Here is a 21,055-nt window from a genome sequence, read left to right on the forward strand (position 1 = left end):
TCACTTCGGGCCCGCTCTGCGGTAAAAGGTCGGCGGGGGGCAAACCATATGGGGCCCAGATATTTGCTCGCCGCGAGCCTTCTCGCGGTCATAGCCAAGCCGCTCTGCGCGCAATCCGTCGAAGAAGGCGTCGAAGCCTGGCAGCAAGGCAATTACGCGGAAGCTCTGGCCACCTGGCAGCCCCTTGCACAAGCCGGCGATGCCGACGCTCAATATAATCTCGGCCAGGCTTACCGGATCGGGCGCGGCGCGAAGGCGAACGCTGCGGAATCGCGCAAATGGTTCGAGCTTGCGGCCAAGCAAGGCCAGGTCGATGCACAAGCAGCCCTCGGCCTGATGCTGATGCAGGCGGAGGATCAGACGGATGCGCTTCATTGGCTGAAGCTTGCGGCCGAACAGAATGAGCCCCGGGCCATGCTGGTCTATGGCGCGGCGCTGTACAAAGGCGAAGGCGTGCCCCGCGATGCGACGCTCGGCTACGACTATGTGAGCAAAGCCGCGGCGCTCGGGCTGGAGCCGGCCAAAAGGACTCTTGCCCAGATCGACGCGCTGAACGCGGCGCAGGAGACAGCCGCCGCAAGCATTCCCGCCCCGGCACCGATCGCTGCGCCCGTCGCGACGCCGGTGGAGGTCGCTGCTGCCCCTCCTCAAGAGCCGGCAATCGTCCCGCCTGAACCGGTCACGCAAGCGCCGGTAGCGGTGGCTAAGCCACCGGAGCCCGCTGCAGCGCCAAAACCCGTCGAAGTCGCAGCGGCCGAACCCAGGCCAGTCGAACCGCCGCCAGAAGTTGCCCCTCCACCGAAGGCCGTGGAGATGGCTTCGATTGAGGTGCCGAAAAAGGACGCTGCGGCGCGAAATGCGGCGCCGGTCCCTATGGGGGCATGGCGGGTCCAGCTCGGCGCCTTCAACGATCGCGCCTCGGCCGAGACCACCTATCGGAAGCTGGCAGACAACGGGGCGCTTGCCGGACGGAGCCCGCAATATATCCCGTTCAACCAGTTTATCCGGCTCCGCATCGGCCCCTTCGCCTCAAAAGCGAGCGCCACCGCCGCGTGCAACGCCCTCGAGGTTCCGTGCTTCCCGGTCGCCCCCGACGGCAAATAGCTATTTCCTGAACCAGTCCCGGCGCCGCACGCCCTGCACCCACAGCAACGCGTCGAGCCCATGATGTTTGAGCTCGGCGTCGGCCGCTTCGGCGAGCGCCGGCTTGGCCTTGAAGGCAATCCCGAGCCCGGCCTCTTCGATCATCAGCTTGTCATTGGCGCCGTCGCCGATCGCGAGCACGTCCTTGCTGGCAAGGCCAAGCTCGTCACGCGCAGCGATCAGCGCCTCGCGCTTGGCCATGGCATCGACGATGGGGTCACCGACTTCGCCCGACAGCTTGCCGCCCGCGAAGACCAGCCGGTTCGCCTTCACGCGGTCGAAGCCGACGGTCCTCGCGACGGGCTCCGCAAAGGACAGGAAGCCCCCGGAAACCAAGAGGCAGCTTGCGCCGCCAGCGCGCATCGTCTGGACCAGGGTCTCCGCGCCCGACGTCAGGTGAACACGCTCATCGAGGCAGCGCTTGAGTTCGCGCTCGTCGAGGCCCGCGAGCAGCCTCACGCGCTCGCGAAGGGCACCAGGAAAGTCGATTTCACCCTGCATCGCCCGCTCGGTGATGCGCGCAACCTTGTCCTTGAGGCCCGCATAATCGGCGAGCTCGTCGATGCATTCCTGGCCGATGATGGTCGAATCCATGTCGGCGACGAACAGGCGCTTCCAGCGCGGCTCATCGGCCTGGACGACGACGTCCGCCCCTTCGAGCGAGGCCAATGCCCACTTCGCGTTCTTGCGGTCGCCGTCGAAAAGGAGGTCGGCGGCTTCGCCCTCGTCGATCCAGCTTCCAAACCTGGCCTTCGGGTCCACCTCGCGAAGCAGACCCAGCGCGCGATCGATCAACCTGTCATCGAGCCGTCCCGCTGCTATCAGCGTCGCAATAGCCATGGGTAAGTCCAAACCTCCGCTCATTGTCATCGCCGGACCGACCGCGAGCGGCAAGTCGGCACTGGCCCTTGCTGCCGCAGAGCAAATTGGAGGCGTGATCGTCAACGCCGATGCGACGCAAATCTACCGCGACCTACCGATCTTGAGCGCCGCGCCGACCGCGGAAGAGCGGTCGCGCGCCGATCATCGGTTGTTTGGAGCGCAGGATGGTGCCCTGCCCTGCTCGGCCGCAGACTGGGCGCAAATGGCCCGCGCGGAGATCGCCGACATTCATGCAAGCGGGCAAACACCGATCCTCGTCGGAGGAACTGGTCTCTACCTGCGTACCTTGATCGACGGAATCGCGCCGGTACCGTCGATCGACCCCGAAGTCAGACGTAAGGTTCGCGAGACGCCGGTCGAGGAGAATCGCGCGAAGCTGGAGGCACTCGATCCTGACTCGGCCGCGCGGCTGAAGCCGGCTGACAGTGCGCGGATCGCGCGGGCGCTCGAAGTGCGACTGTCTACCGGCCGCACGCTCGCCGAATGGCAAGGTGAGAAGTCGGGCGGCATCGGCGACCAGGTCGATCTCAAAGCGCTGATCCTGCTTCCCCCACGCGACTGGCTTTACGCGCGCTGCGACGAACGCTTCGCCAAGATGATCGATGATGGCGCGGTGGCCGAGGTCGAGGCGCTGCTCGCCCGGGAGCTGGACGCAGATCTCCCGGTCATGCGTGCGATCGGGGTTGGCGAACTGAGCGGCTATTTGCGGGGAGAAACGTCGCTCGACGAAGCGATCGCCGCAGCGCAGCAGGCCACGCGCAATTACGCCAAGCGCCAATATACCTGGTTCGCGCACCAGCCGCCGGCCGAGTGGCCACGGTTTACCGATCCGCTCGACGTGAACCGTATCGGTCAGGCGCTGGCGCTGCTAGGCGCTCGCGCATGAAGATGCTGCGCGACGCCGACATCGACCCTGCCCCGCTGGCGGGCAAGCGGGTGGCGATCCTCGGCTATGGCAATCAGGGGCGCGCGCAGGCGCTCAACCTTCACGATAGCGGGATCGATGTGGTCGTCGGCCTTCGCGGCGGATCGGGCAGCGCCAACGAGGCCGAGGCTGCCGGGCTTCAAACCGCGCTGATCGGGGATGCGGTGGGCTCGGCCGACGTGGTCATGATGCTCGCGCCGGATGAGATTCACGCGGCTCTTTACCGCGAAATTGAGCCCAATTTGCGCGAAAACGCCGCATTGGGCTTCAGTCACGGCCTCTCGATCCGCTTCGAATTCGTCAAACCGCGCGCGGATCTCGACGTTTTCCTCCTCGCACCGAAGGGCCCCGGCACTGCGCTCCGGTCCCTGTATATCGAGAAGAAGGGTATGGTCGCGCTCTGGGCCGTGGCCCAGGACGCGACCGTACATGCCGCCGGAATCGCCCAAGCCTATGGCCGCGCGATCGGCTGTGCTCGCGCCGGCCTTATCGCCTCGAGCTTCGCCGAAGAGGCCGAGGCCGATTTGTTCAACGAGCAGGCGGTGGTGTGGGGCGGTGTTCCAGAACTGCTGATCGCCGGCTTCGACACTTTAGTTGCAGGCGGCGTCTCGCCCGAAGTCGCCTATCTCGAATGCGTCGGTGAGCTTCACCTGATCGCCGAGCTCATTGAAGCGCGGGGCATCGCAGGCATGCGGGAAGTCATTTCCAACACCGCAGAGCTCGGCGCATCCCTTGGCGGCAAGCGCATCATCGACGAAGGGGTGCGCGAGCGCATGAAAGAAGTGCTGGCGGAGGTGCGGGCGGGCCGTTTCGCCGACGCGCTTCGTGCCGAGGAAGCGAGCGGCTACGCGCGGCTGGAGGGCGAACGCACCGAAGCGCGCGCCAGCGAGATCGAGAAAACCAGACGTCGGCTGGGTGGCGACGCCTAGGCGGTCGGTTCGACCTGGCCCATCGGCCGGTCGCCGGTACTTGCCCGCTCAAGATATGCGCGCTGCATTTTCTTGTGCGCATCGGCGACGTTCGGGTTTTCAGCCGCGGTGGCGCGGTCCTGCTCCTCGGCGGCGCGACGTGCGAAATAGATACGGTCTTCTTTTGACATGGCCCCGCTCCTACTCTGAGCAGCGCGCTTATAGCCCAGATCGGTCGCAGAGTCCCGTCAGGCGGCCGTCTTCGCCCGCTCGATCGCCTCGTTAAGGACCCGCTTCGCCTCGTCCGCGTCGCCCCAGCGGCCGACCCGCACCCATTTTTCGGGCTCGAGGTCCTTATAGTGGGTGAAAAAGTGCTCGATCTGCTGGAGAACGATTGACGGCAGATCCTGCCGCTCGCCGACATCGGAATAATAAGGAAAGGTCGTGTCGACAGGCACGCAGATGAGCTTTTCGTCGCCTCCGTGCTCGTCTTCGAGGTTGAGCACGCCGATCGGCCGAGCCCGGACGACCGAGCCGGGGACGAACGGCGTCCGCGCGATGACCAAGGCGTCGATTGGGTCGCCGTCCGGCGACAGGGTATGCGGAACGAAGCCGTAATTGGCTGGGTAGCGCATCGGCGTGTGCAGGATGCGGTCGACGAACAAGGCGCCCGACTTCTTGTCGAACTCATATTTGACCGGCTCGCCACCGACGGGGACTTCGATGATCACGTTGACGCTGTTCGGCGGATCGTCGCCGACGGGGATAAGATCGATGTTCATGGGCTTTTCTTACGGCAGATGGCCAGCGGTCCTAAAGACGGCGAGACCGAAGAACAACGCCGCAACGCTGGCAACGACCGATCCCGCGACATAGCCCGCCGCCGCTCCATAGGCCTGGCGCTCGATGAGCAAGGCTGCGTCGAGCGAAAAGGCAGAAAAGGTCGTGAAGCCACCGAGGATGCCGGTCGTCAGGAACAGGCGCGTGTGCTGGCCGATGCCCGGCCGAAAAGCGAAATAGCCCGCGAGCAGGCCCATCAGGAAGGAGCCCGCGATATTCACGATGAGGGTCCCGTACGGAAAACTGAGGCCGAAAAGCCGGCCGGCCGTGACGTTGACGCCATGACGCAGGGCGCCGCCAATCCCCGCACCGACGAAGACGATCAAATAGAGCATTAGATACGCTTACTTCCCTGCGATGGATTTTTCGACCTTGCGGATAATCCGCGGTCGCCGAGGAGGGCTACGGCCGTCTAGCCGACGCCCAACCAACCGGGCATGGCGTTGGTGACCCATTCGATCCCGTAAGCATTTGCGAAGCCCAAACTCAGTGACGATGCAATCATGGACCTGCCGGCATTCAGGTTATGATTGTGCCACATCGACGAAACGCAGGCATTGACCCAAATCCGAGCGCAGACGAGCGCGAGGCCGCGAGAATCGTAACATCCAGTCGCCCTGTTCGCCTGCTGGAGCCGTTTCATCCAGCGCTGGGCCCATTCAAGGAATTGCCGAGACGGAGGCTGTGTCTTTGGCATGCCGAGCATGATATGCAGATCGAGGTCAGAACGATGCGGTTCGACCCCAAGCCGGCCAATCACCTCGCTCAACAAGATCCGCTTCAGCTGGCGGACCTTGGCGCTTTCGACGGTTCCGATCTGGCCTGAGTGAATCCGTCGGTCGATCAGCACATCCCGGAGGTTCGCGATGCGATGTCGCCGCGACATGCGAATGAACATGTCGAGATCTTCGCATACGGGAAATTCAGGCCGGTATTCAAATTCCTTCAGCACTTCCGCGCGGCCCATGATCGACGATTGCTGAAAGGGTGAGCGGAAGACCAGCGCTGGGGCCAGGGTCTCGTGGTTGAGAAAGGGTACGCGCGCGAAGCGCCTGCGCGCGCCATTCGCGGCGAGGCGGCCGGCTGACGATCCGACAAGTGCGATGTCGGGGTGCCTGCTGAGGAAGCCGGCTTGTCGTGCCAGTCGTTCCGGGCGAGCCAGATCATCGCTATCGAGCCACGCAATATACTCGCCTCGAGCCGCCTGGAGACCGGCATTTCGCGCCGCGGGAATGCCGCGATTGCTCGCGTGCCGGATGACGCGCACCGAATGTCCGCCGGCGCGTTCGGCTGCCTCCGCCGACAGGTCCGAAGACCCATCGTCAACGACAATGATCTCAATGTCCTGAAGCGTTTGCTCCCGCAGGCTCGCCACCGCCTGCCCGACGACGTTCGCGCGGTTGAAGACCGGTACGATGACCGAAACTCTGGGCAAATTCACGCAAATGCTCCGCCGGCACTGATGTGACCCCCTGAGCGATCACCGATGACATGCAGATGACACGACGATGAATCCCGGCCGCGAGCGGGACCGTGAAGGCGGGCGGCAGGTCGGTCGTGCTGCGGAAACCCGCTTACCTGCGGCCGAACAGCTTCTCGATCTCACCATGACCGAGCTTCACCCAGGTCGGGCGGCCATGGTTGCACTGCCCGGAACGGGGCGTGACCTCCATCTCGCGGAGGAGCGCGTTCATTTCCGCGACCGACAGGACACGGCCCGCTCGGACCGACCCGTGGCAGGCGATGGTCGCGGCGACATGGTCGAGCTTGTCGCGAAGGCTCATCGGCCCGCCGAGCTCGGCAATTTCCGCGGCAAGATCGGACAACAGTCCGGTGACGTCCGTCTTACCGAGCGCGGCCGGCACCGAGCGAACCAAGATCGTCGAGGGCCCGAAGCGCTCCAGGTCGAGGCCCATTTCCGCAAGATCGGCCGACGCGCCCTCCAAACGGTCGCAGCCGGGCTCGTCCAGGTCGACAACTTCAGGGATCAGCAAGGCCTGGCGGGCAATGGCGCCGCCTTCTCGCGCGGCACGCATCCGCTCCAGAACCAGCCGCTCGTGCGCCGCATGCTGGTCGACGATCACCAGCCCGTCTTCGGCCTCGGCAACGATATAAGTGGCGGCAACCTGTCCCCGTGCGACGCCCAGCGGAAAGTTCGGGACGGGCTCAGTGGCCGGCTCAGCGCGGCCCTGTGGGGCCACATCGTCGACAACAAAGCTGTGCTGCTCCTCGCGCACCGCCGCGACCGGCGCACGTTCGTGGTCGAAGTTGCGCGCATAGCTTTCGCTATTGGTCCACATCACCGGTGCTGCCGCTTGCTCCCGCGCCGCGCTGCGGCCGCTCTCCTCGTCCAGCGCGTGGCGGAGGCCGCCAACGATCAGGCCGCGCACCGCTGCCGCATCCCGAAACCGGACCTCGGTCTTGGCCGGGTGCGCGTTGACGTCCACTTCCTCAAGCGGGACTTCGAGAAACAGCGCCGCGATCGGGTGGCGATCGCGGGCGATGAGGTCGCGATAGGCAGCGCGAAGGGCGCCGGTCAGGAGCCGGTCCTTCACGGGCCGCGAATTGACAAATAGATATTGCTGGTCGGCGACGCCGCGATTGAACGTCGGCAGGCTGATGACCCCGGTGAGGCGCATCCCGTTGCGGACGCATTCGATGCCGACCCCGTGGCGATCGAGCTCGTGGCTCAACAGCTCGGCCACGCGCGCCGGAGCCTCGGCCGAAAGCAGAGTCAGGATCCGCCGGCCGTCGTGATCGAGCGTGAAGCCGACATCGCTGCGCGCCATTGCCAGGCGCTTCACGGCATCGAGGCAGGCGGCGTATTCCGCGCGGGGCGAGCGGAGGAATTTGCGCCGCGCGGGCACCTTGTCGAACAATCCTTCGACCTTGATTCGCGTGCCTGGCGGAAACGCTGCCGGCCCCTCCCCGACCATTTCGCCATGATCGATCTCGATGCGCCAGCCGTCCCCGCCCCGCGGCCGACTTTCGAGCGACAGCCGCGCAACGCTCGCGATCGAGGGCAGCGCCTCACCGCGAAAGCCAAAGCTGGTCACCTGCTCGATCGCGTCATCGGGAAGCTTGGAGGTCGCATGCCGTTCGAGGGCCAGGCGCATCTCGTCGGGCGTCATCCCGCTGCCGTCATCGACGACCTCGATCAGCTCAAGGCCCCCGGCGTAGAGCCGGACCGAGATTTGCGACGCACTGGCATCGAGCGCGTTTTCTACCAGTTCCTTTAGCGCGCTCGCCGGGCGTTCAACCACCTCGCCGGCGGCGATCCGGTTGATGAGCTCAGGCGGCAGCCTTCTTATTGACATGTTAAGGGTCTTATCCCAATCCGAGACAGCCGGCGAAGCACTGATTTTTCCAAGAAATTCAGACCGCATTCAATGGGTGGTGAGCAATCGGAAATTAAACTCGGGACAAGCGTTTGAGCCGCTTCCGGGGAATAGTCGAGACGGGGATAAGATGTTCTGGAATCGCTGGTTCAAATGGATGTCGCACGACATGGCGATCGACCTCGGAACCGCCAATACGCTCGTGTACGTCCGCGGCCGCGGCATCGTGTTGAATGAGCCTTCGGTCGTCGCCATCGAGACCATCAACGGCGTGAAAAAGGTCAAGGCGGTCGGCGAAGACGCCAAGCTGATGATGGGCAAGACCCCCGACCAGATCGAAGCCATTCGACCGCTGCGCGACGGCGTCATCGCCGACATCGATGTCGCCGAGCAGATGATCAAGCACTTCATTCACAAGGTCCACGGTGGGAAGATGCGCGCCTGGCGCTTCCCGGAAATCGTGATCTGCGTCCCTTCCGGATCGACTTCGGTCGAACGCCGCGCAATCCGCGACGCCGCCTCGAACGCTGGCGCGAGTGCGGTCTACCTGATCGAGGAACCGATGGCCGCCGCGATCGGCGCCGACATGCCGGTCACCGCGCCGATCGGTTCGATGGTCGTCGACATCGGCGGCGGAACGACCGAAGTCGCGGTGCTTTCGCTGCGAGGCCTTGCCTACACCACCTCGGTCCGCGTCGGCGGCGACAAGATGGACGAAGCGATCAGCTCCTACGTCCGCCGCAACCACAACCTCCTGATCGGCGAAGCCACCGCTGAGCGCATCAAGAAGGAAGTCGGCATCGCCAAGCCGCCGATCGACGGCATCGGGAAGACGGTCCACATCAAGGGCCGCGACCTCGTCAATGGCGTGCCCAAGGAAATCTCGATCAATCAGGGCCAGATCGCGGAAGCGTTGTCCGAACCGGTCGGCACCATCGTCGAGGGTGTCCGAATCGCGCTCGAGAACACCGCGCCTGAGCTCGCCGCCGACATCTGCGACCAGGGCATCGTCCTTACCGGTGGCGGCGCGCTGCTGCAGGGGCTCGACGAGGTCCTGCGCGATGAAACCGGCCTTCCCGTCACCGTCGCCGACGACCCGCTGACCTGCGTCGCGCTCGGCACTGGCCGGGCGCTCGAGGAAGAGCAGTTCCGCGGCGTCCTCCAGACCGCGTAGAGAGGTCATAACGGATGGCGACCGCGCGTCCCGGCTGGTCGCGCCGAGCGCAATACGGGCTGTTCTTCAGCTTCCTGGCGGTCATTGCCGGGATCGTCATCGGCCTGATCCTGCTCATCATTTCGCTGGTCGCGCCGAAGACCTTTGACGGCATTCGCGGCGCCGCCCTCGACGTTACCGGTCCGGTCGCGTCAGCGCTCCACGAAGTAAATGCGACGGCCAGCGGCCTCATTACCGGTGCGGGCGATTATTGGGATGCGGCCAGCCAGAACGCCGCGCTCCGTCGCCAGAATCACGCGATGCTGCAGCGCATGGTCGAGGCAAAGGCGGTGTTCCAGGAGAACCGACAGCTCAAGGCCGCGCTCGATCTACGCCAGCAGCGGCGCGACACGGTCGCCGTCGGGCGCGTCGTAGGGTCCTCGTTCAACAGTCCGCGGCGCTTCGCGATCCTGTCCGTCGGTTCCAGCAACGGCGTGAAGATCGGGATGCCCGTTCGCTCGCCCGATGGACTTGTCGGACGGGTCATCGATACTGGCGCGCTCGCCTCGCGGGTGATGCTCGTATCCGATCGCTCGAACATCGTCCCGGCGCGGCTATTGAGGAACGGCATCCCGGTCATCTCGCAGGGCCGCGGCGACGGAACCATCGACGTCCGCCCGCTGGAAGTCGGCCGCAATCCGTTCAAGCGCGGCGATATCCTCATCACCTCGGGCACAGGCGGTCTCTACCCGCCGCTGGTGCCGATCGCCCGCATCGTAAAGCTGGACGACGACGGAGCAGTAGCGATCCCGCTCGCCGATCCGTCGACGACCAGCTTTGCAATCGTCGAGCCACCGTTCGAGCCGGCCGCGATCGCGGCCGACGCTCCGGCCAGCACGGACTCGCCCTGATGGTCCGCGCGGCCCTGTCCTCGAAAAGGCTCAACCAGGCGCCGCCGCGCTTTGCCGTCCTGCTGCCCGCGGCCTCGGTCGTCGTCGCATCATTGCTTGCTGCGCTTCCGATCGTGTCGACCAGCGGCTGGTACCCCGATTTCGGGTTCCTGGCCCTGATCGCCTGGCGGCTACTGCGCGCCGATCCCTGGCCCGGCTGGTGGGCCGCGCCGCTGGGCTTCATCAACGACCTGTCCACGGGATATCCGATAGGTTTTTCAGTAGCTTTGTGGAGCGGCACGATGCTGGCGCTGGACCTCATCGACCGTCGTACGATGTGGCGTGACTATTGGATCGAATGGATGCTCGCCGCCCTGCTGATCACGATTGACCAGGGGCTCCAGTGGCGGGTCGCTGAGGCGATGGACGCAGCGCCGGCGTTCACGAAGATGGTGCCTGGCCTCGTTATCTCGATTTGCGTCTTTCCGCTGGTCGCATGGATCGTCTCGCGCATCGACGCGTGGAGGCTCGGGCGATGAGACCTATTCGGCTGACCAACGCGCACCAGTCGATCACCTTCTCGCGCCGGATGATGTTGCTCGGCGGCGCCCAGGCAGCGGTGGGCGGCCTGCTGATCGGGCGCATGGGCTATCTCGCGATCGCCCAAAACGCGAAGTACCAACTGCTGTCGGAGAGCAACCGCGTCCAGCTGATCCCGGTCCCGCCCCGCCGCGGCTGGATCATCGACCGCAATGGCAAGCCCATCGCCATCAACCGGGCGAGCTTCCGCGTCGATATCATCCCGCAGCAGCTGGAGAAGAATCGCGACGTGGTTCCGGAAGTCGCGAAACTGCTCGCGCTCAGCGAAGACGATGTCGACCGGGTGAGGCGCGAACTATCGGAGTCGCGCGGCTTCCGCCCGGTTCAGGTCGCCGAGAACGTCACCTACGACCAATATGCCGCGGTCACCGTCCGCCTCCCCGACCTTCCCGGCGTCCAGGCAACCCGGGGCTTCTCCCGCTACTATCCGGATGGTCCCGCCGTCGCTCACCTCGTCGGATATGTCGGCAGCGCCAACGCAAAGGAGTATGAGGCTGAGGACAAGAACCCCCTTTTGCTCATCCCGGGCGTGAAGATCGGCAAGCAGGGCCTGGAGAAATCGCTCGAGCAATATCTTCGCGGCACGCCCGGCGGCCAGCGGGTCGAGGTCACCGCCCGCGGGAAATTGGTAAAAGAGCTCGATCCCAAGCCGGACCGGAGCGGCCAGACGGTCCAGCTGACGATCGATGAGGGGCTGCAGCAATATGCGGCGCGGCGCATGGGCGACCAGTCCGGCGCCCTAGTCGCGATGGATGTCGCCAGCGGCGACATTCTTGCTTTCGTCTCAATGCCCGCATTCGATCCGAACAGCTTCAGCGAGGGCATCGGGAGCACCGAGTGGCGGATGCTGTCCGAAAACGACCACATCCCGCTCCTGAATAAAGTTGCGCAAGGACTCTACCCGTCGGGCTCGACCATCAAGCCGGCGATGGCGCTCGGCTTCCTCAAGCAGGGGCTCGATCCCAATCGGAAATATCATTGCTCCGGCGGGGTGCAGATCGGGAACCGTTACTTCCGTGATGACGCGGCGCATGGGACCGTCGATATGCGCTCGGCAATCGAGCACAGCTGCAACGCTTATTTCTGGTCGATGGGGCTGCAAACGGACCCCCAACAGACGACGGAGATGGTCAATTATCTCGGTTACGGCCAGCAGTTCGACCTGCCCATTCCATCGCAGCGCTTCGGAACCATGCCGAGTCCGCAGTGGCTGGAGAAGAAATATCATCGCGAGTGGCAGGGCTATGACACCGCCAACACGTCGATCGGCCAGGGCTACGTCCTGATCAATCCGATGCAGCTTGCTGTCATGCCGGCCCGGATCGCGTCGGGCAAATTGCTGCAGCCGCGGCTGCTGATGGCCGGGCCGCGCAAGCCGTTTCCCGACCTCACCGTCGATGCGGACCATCTGAATATTATTCGCGAGGGAATGGCGGCGGTGGTCAACGGCAGCGGCACGGCTGTTGCATCCAAGCTTCCGCTCGACGGCGTTCAAATGGCGGGCAAGACCGGCACCGCGCAGGTGTTCCGGCTGGTCGCGCGCGGCCATCAGGGCAATTGGAATTTGCGCGACCACGCGTTGTTCATCGCCTTCGCGCCGGCGGACAAGCCGCGTTACGCGATCGGCTGCATCATCGAACATGGCGGGTTCGGCGCCTCCGCCGCGGCGCCGGTCGTGCGCGACACCATGACTTACCTGTTCGACCAGCAGAAAGCCTATGCGGCGCTTGAACCGCTGGAAAAGCAATGGGGCGGCACCCTGGCGGAACGCAACGCGCGCCAGCTCGGGGCATTCAAGTCCGCCTCGCAAATTACCGCATGATCACCTCCGCAATCATTCCGAAGCCGCTCGCGCGGCTGCCCTGGCGCTTGATCTTCCTCGTCGCCGGCATCGCTTCGTTCGGCTTGATCGTGCTCTATTCTGCCGCCGGAGGGGCGGCCCAGCCATGGGCGATCAAGCAGGGCATTATCTTCACGTTCTTCCTGAGCGTCGCGATCGCCATGTCGTGGACGAGCGAGGCAACGATCAAGTCGGTTGCCTTCCTGCTCTATGGTGTGACCCTGATCATGCTCATCGGAGTCGAGGCGTTGGGCTTTGTTAGCAAGGGCGCCCAGCGCTGGCTCGACATCGGCCCGATCCGGTTGCAGCCGTCCGAGTTCATGAAGCCGGCGATCGTACTCACCCTCGCCCGCTTCTACGAGCTCGTTCCCGCGGGCGAGATCCGCAAATGGCGCGCGATCTGGCCCGCCTTCGTGCTGCTCGGCGTTCCGGCGTTCCTAATCCTCGTCCAGCCCGACCTTGGCACTTGCATCATGGTCGTGCTGTGCGGCGTTACGGTCATGTTCCTTGCCGGCTTGCCCTGGTGGCTGTTCGCGGCCCCCGCGGCGGCCGTCGCGGTGGCCGCGCCGATCGCCTACGGCATGCTCCACGGTTACCAGCGCAAGCGGATCGACGTATTCCTCGACCCGGAAAGCGATCCGCTTGGCGCCGGCTATCACATCGCCCAGTCGAAGATCGCGATCGGGTCCGGCGGAATCTGGGGCAAGGGCTTCCTTCACGGCAGCCAGAGCCACCTCGATTACCTGCCCGAAGGCCACACCGACTTCGTGTTCGCGACGATGGCCGAAGAATGGGGCCTGGTCGGCGGCGTCATCCTGATCCTGGCCTTCGGAGCAGTGATCCGCTGGGGCATGCGGGTCAGCCACAACGCCCGCACGCGCTTCTCCCAGCTGGCGGCCGCCGGCCTGTCCGCGACGATCTTCTTTTACGTCTCCATCAACCTGATGATGGTCATGGGCCTGGCGCCTGTGGTTGGCGTGCCGCTACCGCTGGTCAGCTTCGGCGGATCCGCGGTCATGACCGTGATGCTGTGCCTTGGGCTGCTGATGGCGCTCGAGCGTCATCAGCGGACCGGGTCGGCCGCGGCCTAAGATTGAATCACGGCGGTTGCGCCCTACCTAAGCCCATGCTACCGGCGCCGCCGCTCAAGGCGAGATGCGCCGGAGCATCCGCCTCACGGCAGTGGACGCATAGCTCAGTTGGTAGAGCAGCTGACTCTTAATCAGCGGGTCCTAGGTTCGAGCCCTAGTGCGTCCACCATTTCCCGATCGAAGCCGAAGCCGGCCGACCGCTGCCATCAAACCGTAACAAACAGTGGCGAAACGAAATCGACCTTTGTCGCCTTGATGAGGTCGTTCGTCGAAGCTAGGCCCACCCTTAGCATTAGTTAACCTAGCGGGCTGCCTCTTGTTCATGTTGCGCCCGCCACGGGCCTATGGCGGTGTTGCAATCCCGCGCCATCGAAAGGAATGCGTCGCTGGTGAGGTTTCTAAAGCCCCGGACAGTCCTTCTTGCAGCCGCGCTGCTGTTGGCCGGCTGCTCCGGCGGCAAAGACGACGCCGCAGGCGGGCGTGGGCCTAAGGGGCCGATCCAAGTCGGCTATGTCGTCGTCCAGCAGGGCAGCGCTCCGATCCAGCAAGAGCTGTCGGGCCGCGTCGCAGCCTATCAGGTGTCCGAGGTCCGCCCGCAAGTTTCCGGAGTCATCCTTCGCCGCCTGTTCCGCGAGGGCGCGGTCGTCGGGCAGGGTCAGACGCTCTACCAGATCGACCCAAGCGTTTATAACGCGCAAGCGGCCCAGGCGCAGGCCAACCTCCAAAGCGCGCGGGCAAGCGCCGAGGCCGCGCGCACCAAGGCCGCTCGCTACAAGCCGCTCGCGGACATGGAGGCGATCGCCAAGCAAGACTATACCGATGCGTTGGCGCAGGCACGCCAGGCGGACGCGTCGGTCGCGCAAAACTCGGCCGCGCTCCGCAGCGCGCAGATCCAACAGCGCTTCACCCGCGTTCCCGCGCCGATCAGCGGCCGCATCGGCCTGTCGAACTTCACCGAAGGCGCGCTGGTCACGGCGAACCAAGCCGATGTGCTGACGACGATTACGCGGCTCGACCCGGTCTATGTCGATATCCAGCAGTCGGCGGCGGACTTGCTGGCGCTTCGCCAGGCGCTCGCGCAGGGCGGCGCCGTCCCGACCACCGCGCAGGTCCGCCTGAAGCTTCCCGACGGATCCTATTACGGCTTCTCCGGCACGGTCGAATTCAGCCAGGTAATCGTCGACCAGGACACAGGCACCGTCACCATCCGGGCTCGGTTCGCGAACCCGCAGTCGATCCTTCTGCCGGGCATGTTCGTGACTGCCGAATTCGCCCAGGCCGTCGACACCTCCGCTTTCCTTGTCCCGCAACCCGCGATCAGCCGCGATCCCAAGGGCAATGCGACCTTGTTCGTGGTCGGACCCGGCAACCGTGCGATCCAGCGCGTGGTCGTCGCTGATCGCACCCAGGGCACTTTTTGGGTGGTTACCCAAGGCCTTGCGCCCGGTGAAAAGGTGATCACGCAGGGCACGGCCAACCTGAAAGACGGCGCCCCAATCAAGCCGGAGCCCGCCAGCTCGCCGCAGCGCGTCAACATGTCGCCGTCTGGCAAGGGCAAGCCCCGAAGCGCGACCCGCTAGCGCATGTCTAAAGTCTTCATCGATCGCCCGATCTTTGCGTGGGTGATCGCGATCATCATCATGCTGATGGGAATTGGCGCGATCGTCCAGCTTCCGGTCGCGCAGTATCCCGACGTCGCCCCGACCCAGATCAACGTCCGCGCGACTTACCCCGGTGCCTCTGCCGCGACCCTCGAAAGCAGCGTGACCCAGGTGCTAGAACAGCAGCTGACCGGCATCGACGGGATGCTTTACTTTCAATCGTCGTCGACCGCGCGCGGCCAGGTCAACATCAGCGTGATCCTGCAAAAGGGCATCGATCCGGATATCGCGCAGGTCCAGGTGCAGAACGCGATCCAGACCGCGATTTCGCGCCTTCCGCAGCAGGTTCAGCAGCAGGGCGTGCGAGTCAGCAAGGGGTCCCCCGACCTTCTGCTCATCGTCGGCATCTTCGATTCCACCGACAAAAGCACGAACTTCGACGTTTCCGACTGGCTGACAACCAACATGCAGGATGAGCTGTCGCGCATTCCGGGGGTCGGCGACGTCAACGTGTTCGGTTCGCCCTACGCGATGCGCATCTGGCTGGACCCGCAGAAGCTCGCCGGCGTCCATCTGATGCCGAGCGACGTGATCAGCGCGATCCAGAACCAAAATACCGAAGTCGCCGCGGGCGAGATTGGCGGCCTTCCGCAACCCGATGGCCAATTGCTCGATGCGACCGTCACCGCCCAGTCCAAGCTCCAGACCCCAGAGCAATTCCGCAACATCATCGTTAAGGCCGACCCGAACGGCGCGCGCGTCTTGCTCCGCGATGTTGCCAGGGTGGAGCTTGGGGCGGACAATTATTCCGCGACCATTCGCGCCAACGGACACCCGGGCGCCGGCATCGGAATTTCGCTCGAACCGGGCGCGAATGCGCTTCGTACCGCCAACCTCGTCAAGGCGAAAGTGGCCGAAATCTCGCCGCGCATGCCGGCCGGTTACGAATATGCCTACGCCAACGACACGACCGACTTCATCAAGCTGTCGGTCTACGAAGTGGTGAAAACGTTGATGGAGGCGATCCTCCTGGTCGTCCTCGTCATGTTCGTCTTCCTGCAGAGCTGGCGCGCGACCTTGATCCCGTTCATCGCGGTGCCGGTCGTCCTGCTCGGCACCTTTGCGATCCTCTACGCGCTCGGATTTTCCATCAATACGATGACCTTGTTCGGGCTGGTGCTTGCCACCGGCCTGCTCGTCGACGACGCAATTGTTGTCGTCGAGAATGTCGAACGATTGATGGATGAGAATCCGGAGATGACCCCGCGCGAAGCGACCATCGCTTCGATGGAGCAGATCCAGATGGCGCTAGTCGCCATCGCGCTCGTGCTCTCGGCGGTCTTCTTGCCGATGGTCTTCTTCGGCGGCTCTACCGGCGTGATCTACCGGCAATTTTCGGCGACCATCGTCTCGGCAATGGCGCTGTCGGTGTTCATCGCGCTGACCTTGAGCCCGGCGATCGCGGCGAACATTCTCCACCGTGGCCACGCGACGGTCGAGCAGACTTTCGTCGGGCGGAGGGCACCGCGCCTCGCGCACGCGCTCGAGGCAGGACGGGTTAAATTCAACGACGGTTTTGATCGCCTGCGCGATTGGTTCGTCGCTTCGGTAAATCGCGTGGTCGACCGCAAATGGCTGTTCCTTGGAATATACGCAGGCGTCTTTATTCTCCTCGCCCTGCTCTTTTTCCGCCTGCCCACCGGCTTCCTCCCGACCGAGGATCAGGGGGCGGCAATGGTCCAGTTCCGCCTTCCGGCCGGCGCCACCATGACCCGCACCAAGGAAGTCCAGCTGGCGGTGGAGAATTACTTCCTCAACGGCCCGGAAAAGAAGAACGTCAGGACCTATTTCACGGTCGCGGGCGGCGGGCAGGGCGCGGCCGGGCAGAACACCGGCCAAGCTTTCATCAACCTCGCAGATTACGACAAGCGCTCCGGCTCCAAGAACAGCGCCGACGCGATCGTCGAACGCGCGTCCAAGGCGTTTCGCGGGCTTCGCGATGCCCAGGTGTTCGCGCTCGTCCCCGGCGCAATCCGTGGCCTCGGCACCTCGACCGGCTTCACGATGGAAATGCAGAACACCGGCGGCCTGACTGCGGAGCAGTTCGCCGCCGCGCGAGACCAATTGCTCGGCTCAGCCACCGCCAATCCAAAGCTTGCGTCGGTCAGGCTAAGTGAGCTGCCCGATGTCGCCAGCCTCAACGTCAACATCAATCAGGATCGCGTGGCGGCGCTCGGCGTCAACTCGGGCGACGTCAACAACACTATCTCGACCGCATGGGGCGGCCGCTACGTCAACGACTTCATCGATCGCGGGCGCGTCAAGCGGGTCTATGTCCAGGGCGACGCGCCGTTCCGCTCCGAGCCCAACGACATCAGCCAATGGTTCGTCCGAAACGGCCAGGGCGAGATGGTGCCGTTCAGTTCATTCGCGCAGACCTCATGGATGACGACGCCGACGAGCGTGTCGCGCTTCCTCGGATATCCATCTTACGAAATCCAGGGACAAGGCGCGTCCGGCGTCAGTTCGGGCGATGCAATGAACATCATCTCTGACCTCGCGGCGCAGATCCCTGGCATCAGCGTCGCCTGGGCCGGCCAATCCTATCAGGAGCGGCTGTCGTCGGGCCAAGCGCCGATTCTGTACGCCGTCGCGCTGATCGTCGTCTTTCTGTGCCTCGCCGCGCTTTATGAAAGCTGGTCCATCCCGGTAGCGGTGCTGCTGGTCATTCCGATCGGCCTCATCGGGTCGATCCTGTTCGTGACGCTCCGCGGCCTTGAAAACGACGTTTACCTTCAGGTCGGCCTGATCACGACCATGGGGCTTTCGGCCAAGAATGCGATCCTCATGGTCGAGTTCGCTGAACGGGCTGAGCGTCAGGGGAAGCGCGTGATTGAAGCTGCGATCGAAGCAGCGCGCATTCGCCTGCGGCCGATCCTGATGACCAGCTTCGCCTTCATATTCGGCGTGCTGCCGCTCGCACTTGCGACGGGCGCAGGGGCGAACAGCCGCGCCGCTATCGGCACCGCGGTGATTGGCGGAATGCTGACCGCGACCCTCCTCGCCGTCTTCTACATCCCATTCTTCTTCGTGATCGTGCGCCGTGGCGTGCGTGACGGACTGAAGGCGCTGCACGAGCGCATTCGCCGAAGGCCGGAGGCACAAGCGTGAGGCGCGCCACCGCCATGATCGCCCTTTTGGCGACCGGCTGCGCGACGATGGAGCCGGCCTACGTTCGGCCAGATCCCGCGATCCCCGCTTCATGGCCGACAGGCGATCCTTACCTCCTCTCGGCGGAGGCGGGCCTTCCGGCGCTGACCTACAAGCAGGTATTTCAGGACCCGCGGCTTCAAACGCTCATCGCGCAGGCAATCGCCAACAACCGCGACCTCATGGCGGCGGCGTCGAACATCGCCGCGGCACGCGAGCAATATCGTATCCAGCGGGCCAACCAGCTGCCGACGGTCGATGCCAATGGCGGGGTCACTGTCAGCGGCGACAAGGACAAGAATGTCAGCGCGCAATACCAGCTCGGCGCCAGCGTCCCCAATTTCGAGCTCGACCTGTTCGGCCGGCTGCGTTCGCTGACCAAGGTGCAGCTGCAGCGCTATCTCGCCACCGAAGCCGGCGCGAGGGCGACACGGCTTACGCTGGTTTCGGACATCGCTTCGGCCTGGCTCAACCATGCCGCCGACCGCAGCCTGCTGCTGATTTCGCAGGAGACGGCGGCCAGCGCGCAAAAGAGCGTTCGCCTGACCCGCCTTCGCCTCGAAGGAGGCATCGCGCCGCGCACCGACCTAAGCCAGGCGCAACAGATCGAAGCGCAGGCCGAAGCGGACCTCGCTCGGCAGCGCACCGCGGTCGCGCAGGACATCAACGCGCTGCAGCTGCTGGTCGGCGCGCCAATCGACCCGAGCCTCCTCGCCGGCTCTATCGATGAGGCGTTCGGCACCATCACGCCTGTCCCGGCCGGGCTCGATTCCTACGTGCTGCTTCGCCGACCCGACGTGCTTCAGGCCGAATATCAGCTGCGCTCGGCGAACGCGCAGATCGGCGCCGCGCGCGCGGCATTGTTCCCGAAGATCACGCTTACCGGCCTGCTTGGCTTTGCGAGCAGCGCCCTGACTAGCTTGCTAAGCGGAGGTGCGTTCGGCTGGAGCGCAGGCGCGGACGCGACCTACACCATCTTCCAGTCCGGCGCGGGACACGCGAATGTCCGCCTGAGCGAAGCCCAGCGCAACGCAGCGGTTGCGACCTACCAGGGCACGATCCAGACCGCGTTCCGCGAAGTTGCCGATGCGCTCGCGCGGCGCGGCACGATCAACGATGAGATCGCCGCGCGGCAACGCCAGCAAGCGGCGACGAGCGACACCTATTTATTGACGGAAGCGCGCTATCGCGCCGGCATCGATCCGTTCCTGACGGTGCTCGATGCGCAGCGGTCCTACTACAGCGCGCAGGAGCTGCTGGTGCAGACGAAGCTCACCGCTGCGCAAAACATCGTCGACACGTACCAGGCGATCGGCGGCGATGCGCTGCTTCAGGGGAAGCCAGTGTGTCAGGCGCTGCCGGGGGATGCCGCCCCGGCCAACGCCGTCCTCGCGCGGCAATGTTCGCCCTGAAAGCGCTCGAGCTGGAAGGCGAGAAGCTCGCCAAACCGGGAGTCGCCAAACGATTTTCGTAGCGGCCGTTGAACGAGGTCGATGTCCGGCCCGCAATTTCCTTCGACCAGCCGTGGGCCTCCCGGCATGACCGCGATGTCCCAACCGATCACGGACCAGTCCCGGAACGCGAAATGGGCGTGCCGCGCGAGATCGCAGACCTCGCTCCAGAACGGCAGCGCGCGGCCTGCGATCCGGCCATTGGTATCGGGGTGCCGGTCAATCCAGCCGAGGTGGGCGTCGATGCCCATGTCGGTCGCCTGCCCGAGCCGCCCTTCGACAAGGTCGATAGCCGCGGCCAGTCCGCCGGCATGCACGTTGTCGACGGTGACGTTGCGGCCGACCGCCATGCGCAGCACCGCAGCGACGATTTCAGGGCGATCATGCTCGTCGAGACAGGAGATCATGCGGATCGTGTTGAGCGCGCCGTTGCTGAGGTTGCGTATCGACGAGTGGTTCTCTGCGCGGCGCTGCACCAGATAGGGCTGAACGCGCGACATTTCGCGAAGCCGCTCGATGAATTGGATGGAGTTCAATATCTCCGGGCCGCGATAGAGGCCACCGGCATAATCCCACCGCTCCGCACCCCTGCCCCCGCGCCCGCACACGGGCTTCACGAACAGGTCGCACTTAGGCAGGTCGCTCGCGCTTCTGACATCGCCGCGCACCTCCCCATCGCGCACGGAAAGAAGCACCGGGATGGCCGCGACTTGCCGTTCCGCGCAGAAACGCGCGAAGGCTTCCTTGTCGCTTAGCGGCGATGCCGACCCGCGCGCCTTGGCGAGAATCTGATAAGCGCCATATTTGGTCTGGCCGCGCGTGAAAAAGCCCCGCGCCCGGCGCATTTCGCCGGGTCGATACAGCTCAAAAATATAATACCAGGGCGGCATCAACCCGGACGTCGCAGTAAGCTTCAGCTGGTCGCCGAACTGTTTGATCGTCGAGCGTCCGAAGCGGCTTGCGACAACGCGGCCGTTTTTGAGCGTCACCCACAAAGCGCAAAACAGCACACCTGCGGGCCAGATCAGGACCGCCAGAACGATGTCGAGCCATTCCTGCACTTTGGCAGGGCGCCAGAAGTGTGCCGCATAGGCTCTTCCGATCGCGAGCGATGCTGGCGAGAACGAGTTGGGCAACAGCGACAGATTGGCCATCAAGGCCATCCCCGCAGCGCGCCACAGAA

18 protein-coding genes and 1 tRNA gene are annotated in these 21,055 nt (G+C 64.6%); 12 read left to right on the plus strand and 7 right to left on the minus strand.

What is annotated here, in order from left to right:
• Window positions 1–48: 48 nt before the first annotated feature.
• The gene (locus AC4K8G_RS03435) at window positions 49–1,104 is read left to right on the plus strand and encodes an SPOR domain-containing protein (protein ID WP_491732773.1); all 1,056 of its coding nucleotides are present in this window, start codon (window positions 49–51) and stop codon (window positions 1,102–1,104) included.
• Here AC4K8G_RS03435 and serB read toward each other — a convergent pair whose 3' ends face one another.
• On the minus strand, window positions 1,105–1,983 hold the full coding sequence (serB, locus tag AC4K8G_RS03440) for a phosphoserine phosphatase SerB (RefSeq protein WP_491732774.1): 879 nt from the start codon (window positions 1,981–1,983) through the stop codon (window positions 1,105–1,107). It lies immediately after the preceding gene.
• Here serB and miaA point away from each other — a divergent pair.
• Together miaA and ilvC are read left to right on the plus strand one after the other, a co-directional pair.
• A complete protein-coding gene (miaA, locus tag AC4K8G_RS03445) occupies window positions 1,982–2,911 on the plus strand; it encodes a tRNA (adenosine(37)-N6)-dimethylallyltransferase MiaA (protein ID WP_491732775.1) in 930 nt (309 codons plus the stop codon). The genes serB and miaA overlap by 2 nt on opposite strands.
• Window positions 2,908–3,879, plus strand: a complete 972-nt coding sequence (gene ilvC, locus AC4K8G_RS03450; RefSeq protein WP_491732776.1) for a ketol-acid reductoisomerase — start codon at window positions 2,908–2,910, stop codon at window positions 3,877–3,879. Before miaA ends, ilvC begins: the two co-directional genes overlap by 4 nt.
• Here the strand turns inward: ilvC and AC4K8G_RS03455 are convergent.
• The 5 genes from AC4K8G_RS03455 to mutL form a co-directional block, all read right to left on the minus strand.
• On the minus strand, window positions 3,876–4,049 hold the full coding sequence (locus tag AC4K8G_RS03455; RefSeq protein ID WP_491732777.1) for a hypothetical protein: 174 nt from the start codon (window positions 4,047–4,049) through the stop codon (window positions 3,876–3,878). The two genes, ilvC and AC4K8G_RS03455, sit on opposite strands and share 4 nt — an antisense overlap.
• 57 nt (window positions 4,050–4,106) lie before the next feature.
• On the minus strand, window positions 4,107–4,640 hold the full coding sequence (ppa, locus tag AC4K8G_RS03460; RefSeq protein WP_491732778.1) for an inorganic diphosphatase: 534 nt from the start codon (window positions 4,638–4,640) through the stop codon (window positions 4,107–4,109).
• Window positions 4,641–4,649: 9 nt separating this feature from the next.
• Complete coding sequence (crcB, locus tag AC4K8G_RS03465; RefSeq protein ID WP_491732779.1) at window positions 4,650–5,033, minus strand: fluoride efflux transporter CrcB; 384 nt, start codon at window positions 5,031–5,033, stop codon at window positions 4,650–4,652.
• Between the two features lie 77 nt (window positions 5,034–5,110).
• Window positions 5,111–6,139 carry a glycosyltransferase family 2 protein gene (locus tag AC4K8G_RS03470; RefSeq protein ID WP_491732780.1) on the minus strand — a complete coding sequence of 343 codons (1,029 nt, stop codon included), beginning with the start codon at window positions 6,137–6,139 and terminating at the stop codon, window positions 5,111–5,113.
• Between the two features lie 133 nt (window positions 6,140–6,272).
• A complete protein-coding gene (gene mutL / locus AC4K8G_RS03475; RefSeq protein WP_491732781.1) occupies window positions 6,273–8,015 on the minus strand; it encodes a DNA mismatch repair endonuclease MutL in 1,743 nt (580 codons plus the stop codon).
• 151 nt (window positions 8,016–8,166) lie between these two features.
• Here mutL and AC4K8G_RS03480 point away from each other — a divergent pair, with 151 nt between their 5' ends.
• From AC4K8G_RS03480 to AC4K8G_RS03520, 9 genes are all read left to right on the plus strand, one after another.
• A complete protein-coding gene (locus AC4K8G_RS03480; RefSeq protein WP_491732782.1) occupies window positions 8,167–9,210 on the plus strand; it encodes a rod shape-determining protein in 1,044 nt (347 codons plus the stop codon).
• Window positions 9,211–9,224: 14 nt separating this feature from the next.
• Window positions 9,225–10,100, plus strand: coding sequence for a rod shape-determining protein MreC (locus AC4K8G_RS03485; protein ID WP_491732783.1), 876 nt, complete (start codon window positions 9,225–9,227; stop codon window positions 10,098–10,100).
• Window positions 10,100–10,618, plus strand: coding sequence for a hypothetical protein (locus tag AC4K8G_RS03490; RefSeq protein ID WP_491732784.1), 519 nt, complete (start codon window positions 10,100–10,102; stop codon window positions 10,616–10,618). Before AC4K8G_RS03485 ends, AC4K8G_RS03490 begins: the two co-directional genes overlap by 1 nt.
• Window positions 10,615–12,501 carry a penicillin-binding protein 2 gene (mrdA, locus tag AC4K8G_RS03495; protein WP_491732785.1) on the plus strand — a complete coding sequence of 629 codons (1,887 nt, stop codon included), beginning with the start codon at window positions 10,615–10,617 and terminating at the stop codon, window positions 12,499–12,501. Before AC4K8G_RS03490 ends, mrdA begins: the two co-directional genes overlap by 4 nt.
• Entirely contained in the window at window positions 12,498–13,610 is a 1,113-nt protein-coding gene (gene rodA, locus AC4K8G_RS03500; RefSeq protein WP_491732786.1) for a rod shape-determining protein RodA, read from the plus strand. The genes mrdA and rodA overlap by 4 nt, the downstream gene beginning before the upstream one ends.
• Window positions 13,611–13,703: 93 nt before the next feature.
• Window positions 13,704–13,779, plus strand: a tRNA-Lys gene (locus AC4K8G_RS03505).
• 220 nt (window positions 13,780–13,999) lie between these two features.
• Window positions 14,000–15,190, plus strand: coding sequence for an efflux RND transporter periplasmic adaptor subunit (locus AC4K8G_RS03510; RefSeq protein ID WP_491732787.1), 1,191 nt, complete (start codon window positions 14,000–14,002; stop codon window positions 15,188–15,190).
• A 3-nt stretch (window positions 15,191–15,193) separates the two neighbouring features.
• Entirely contained in the window at window positions 15,194–18,382 is a 3,189-nt protein-coding gene (locus AC4K8G_RS03515) for a multidrug efflux RND transporter permease subunit (protein WP_491732788.1), read from the plus strand.
• A gap of 14 nt (window positions 18,383–18,396) precedes the next feature.
• Entirely contained in the window at window positions 18,397–19,833 is a 1,437-nt protein-coding gene (locus AC4K8G_RS03520; protein ID WP_491732789.1) for an efflux transporter outer membrane subunit, read from the plus strand.
• On the opposite strand, the gene AC4K8G_RS03525 is transcribed toward AC4K8G_RS03520, so the two are convergent.
• On the minus strand, window positions 19,770–21,026 hold the full coding sequence (locus tag AC4K8G_RS03525) for a sugar-transfer associated ATP-grasp domain-containing protein (RefSeq protein ID WP_491732790.1): 1,257 nt from the start codon (window positions 21,024–21,026) through the stop codon (window positions 19,770–19,772). The genes AC4K8G_RS03520 and AC4K8G_RS03525 overlap by 64 nt on opposite strands.
• Between the last annotated feature and the right edge of the window lie 29 nt (window positions 21,027–21,055).

The sequence above is a fragment of the Sphingomonas sp. SP3 genome (assembly GCF_058514305.1).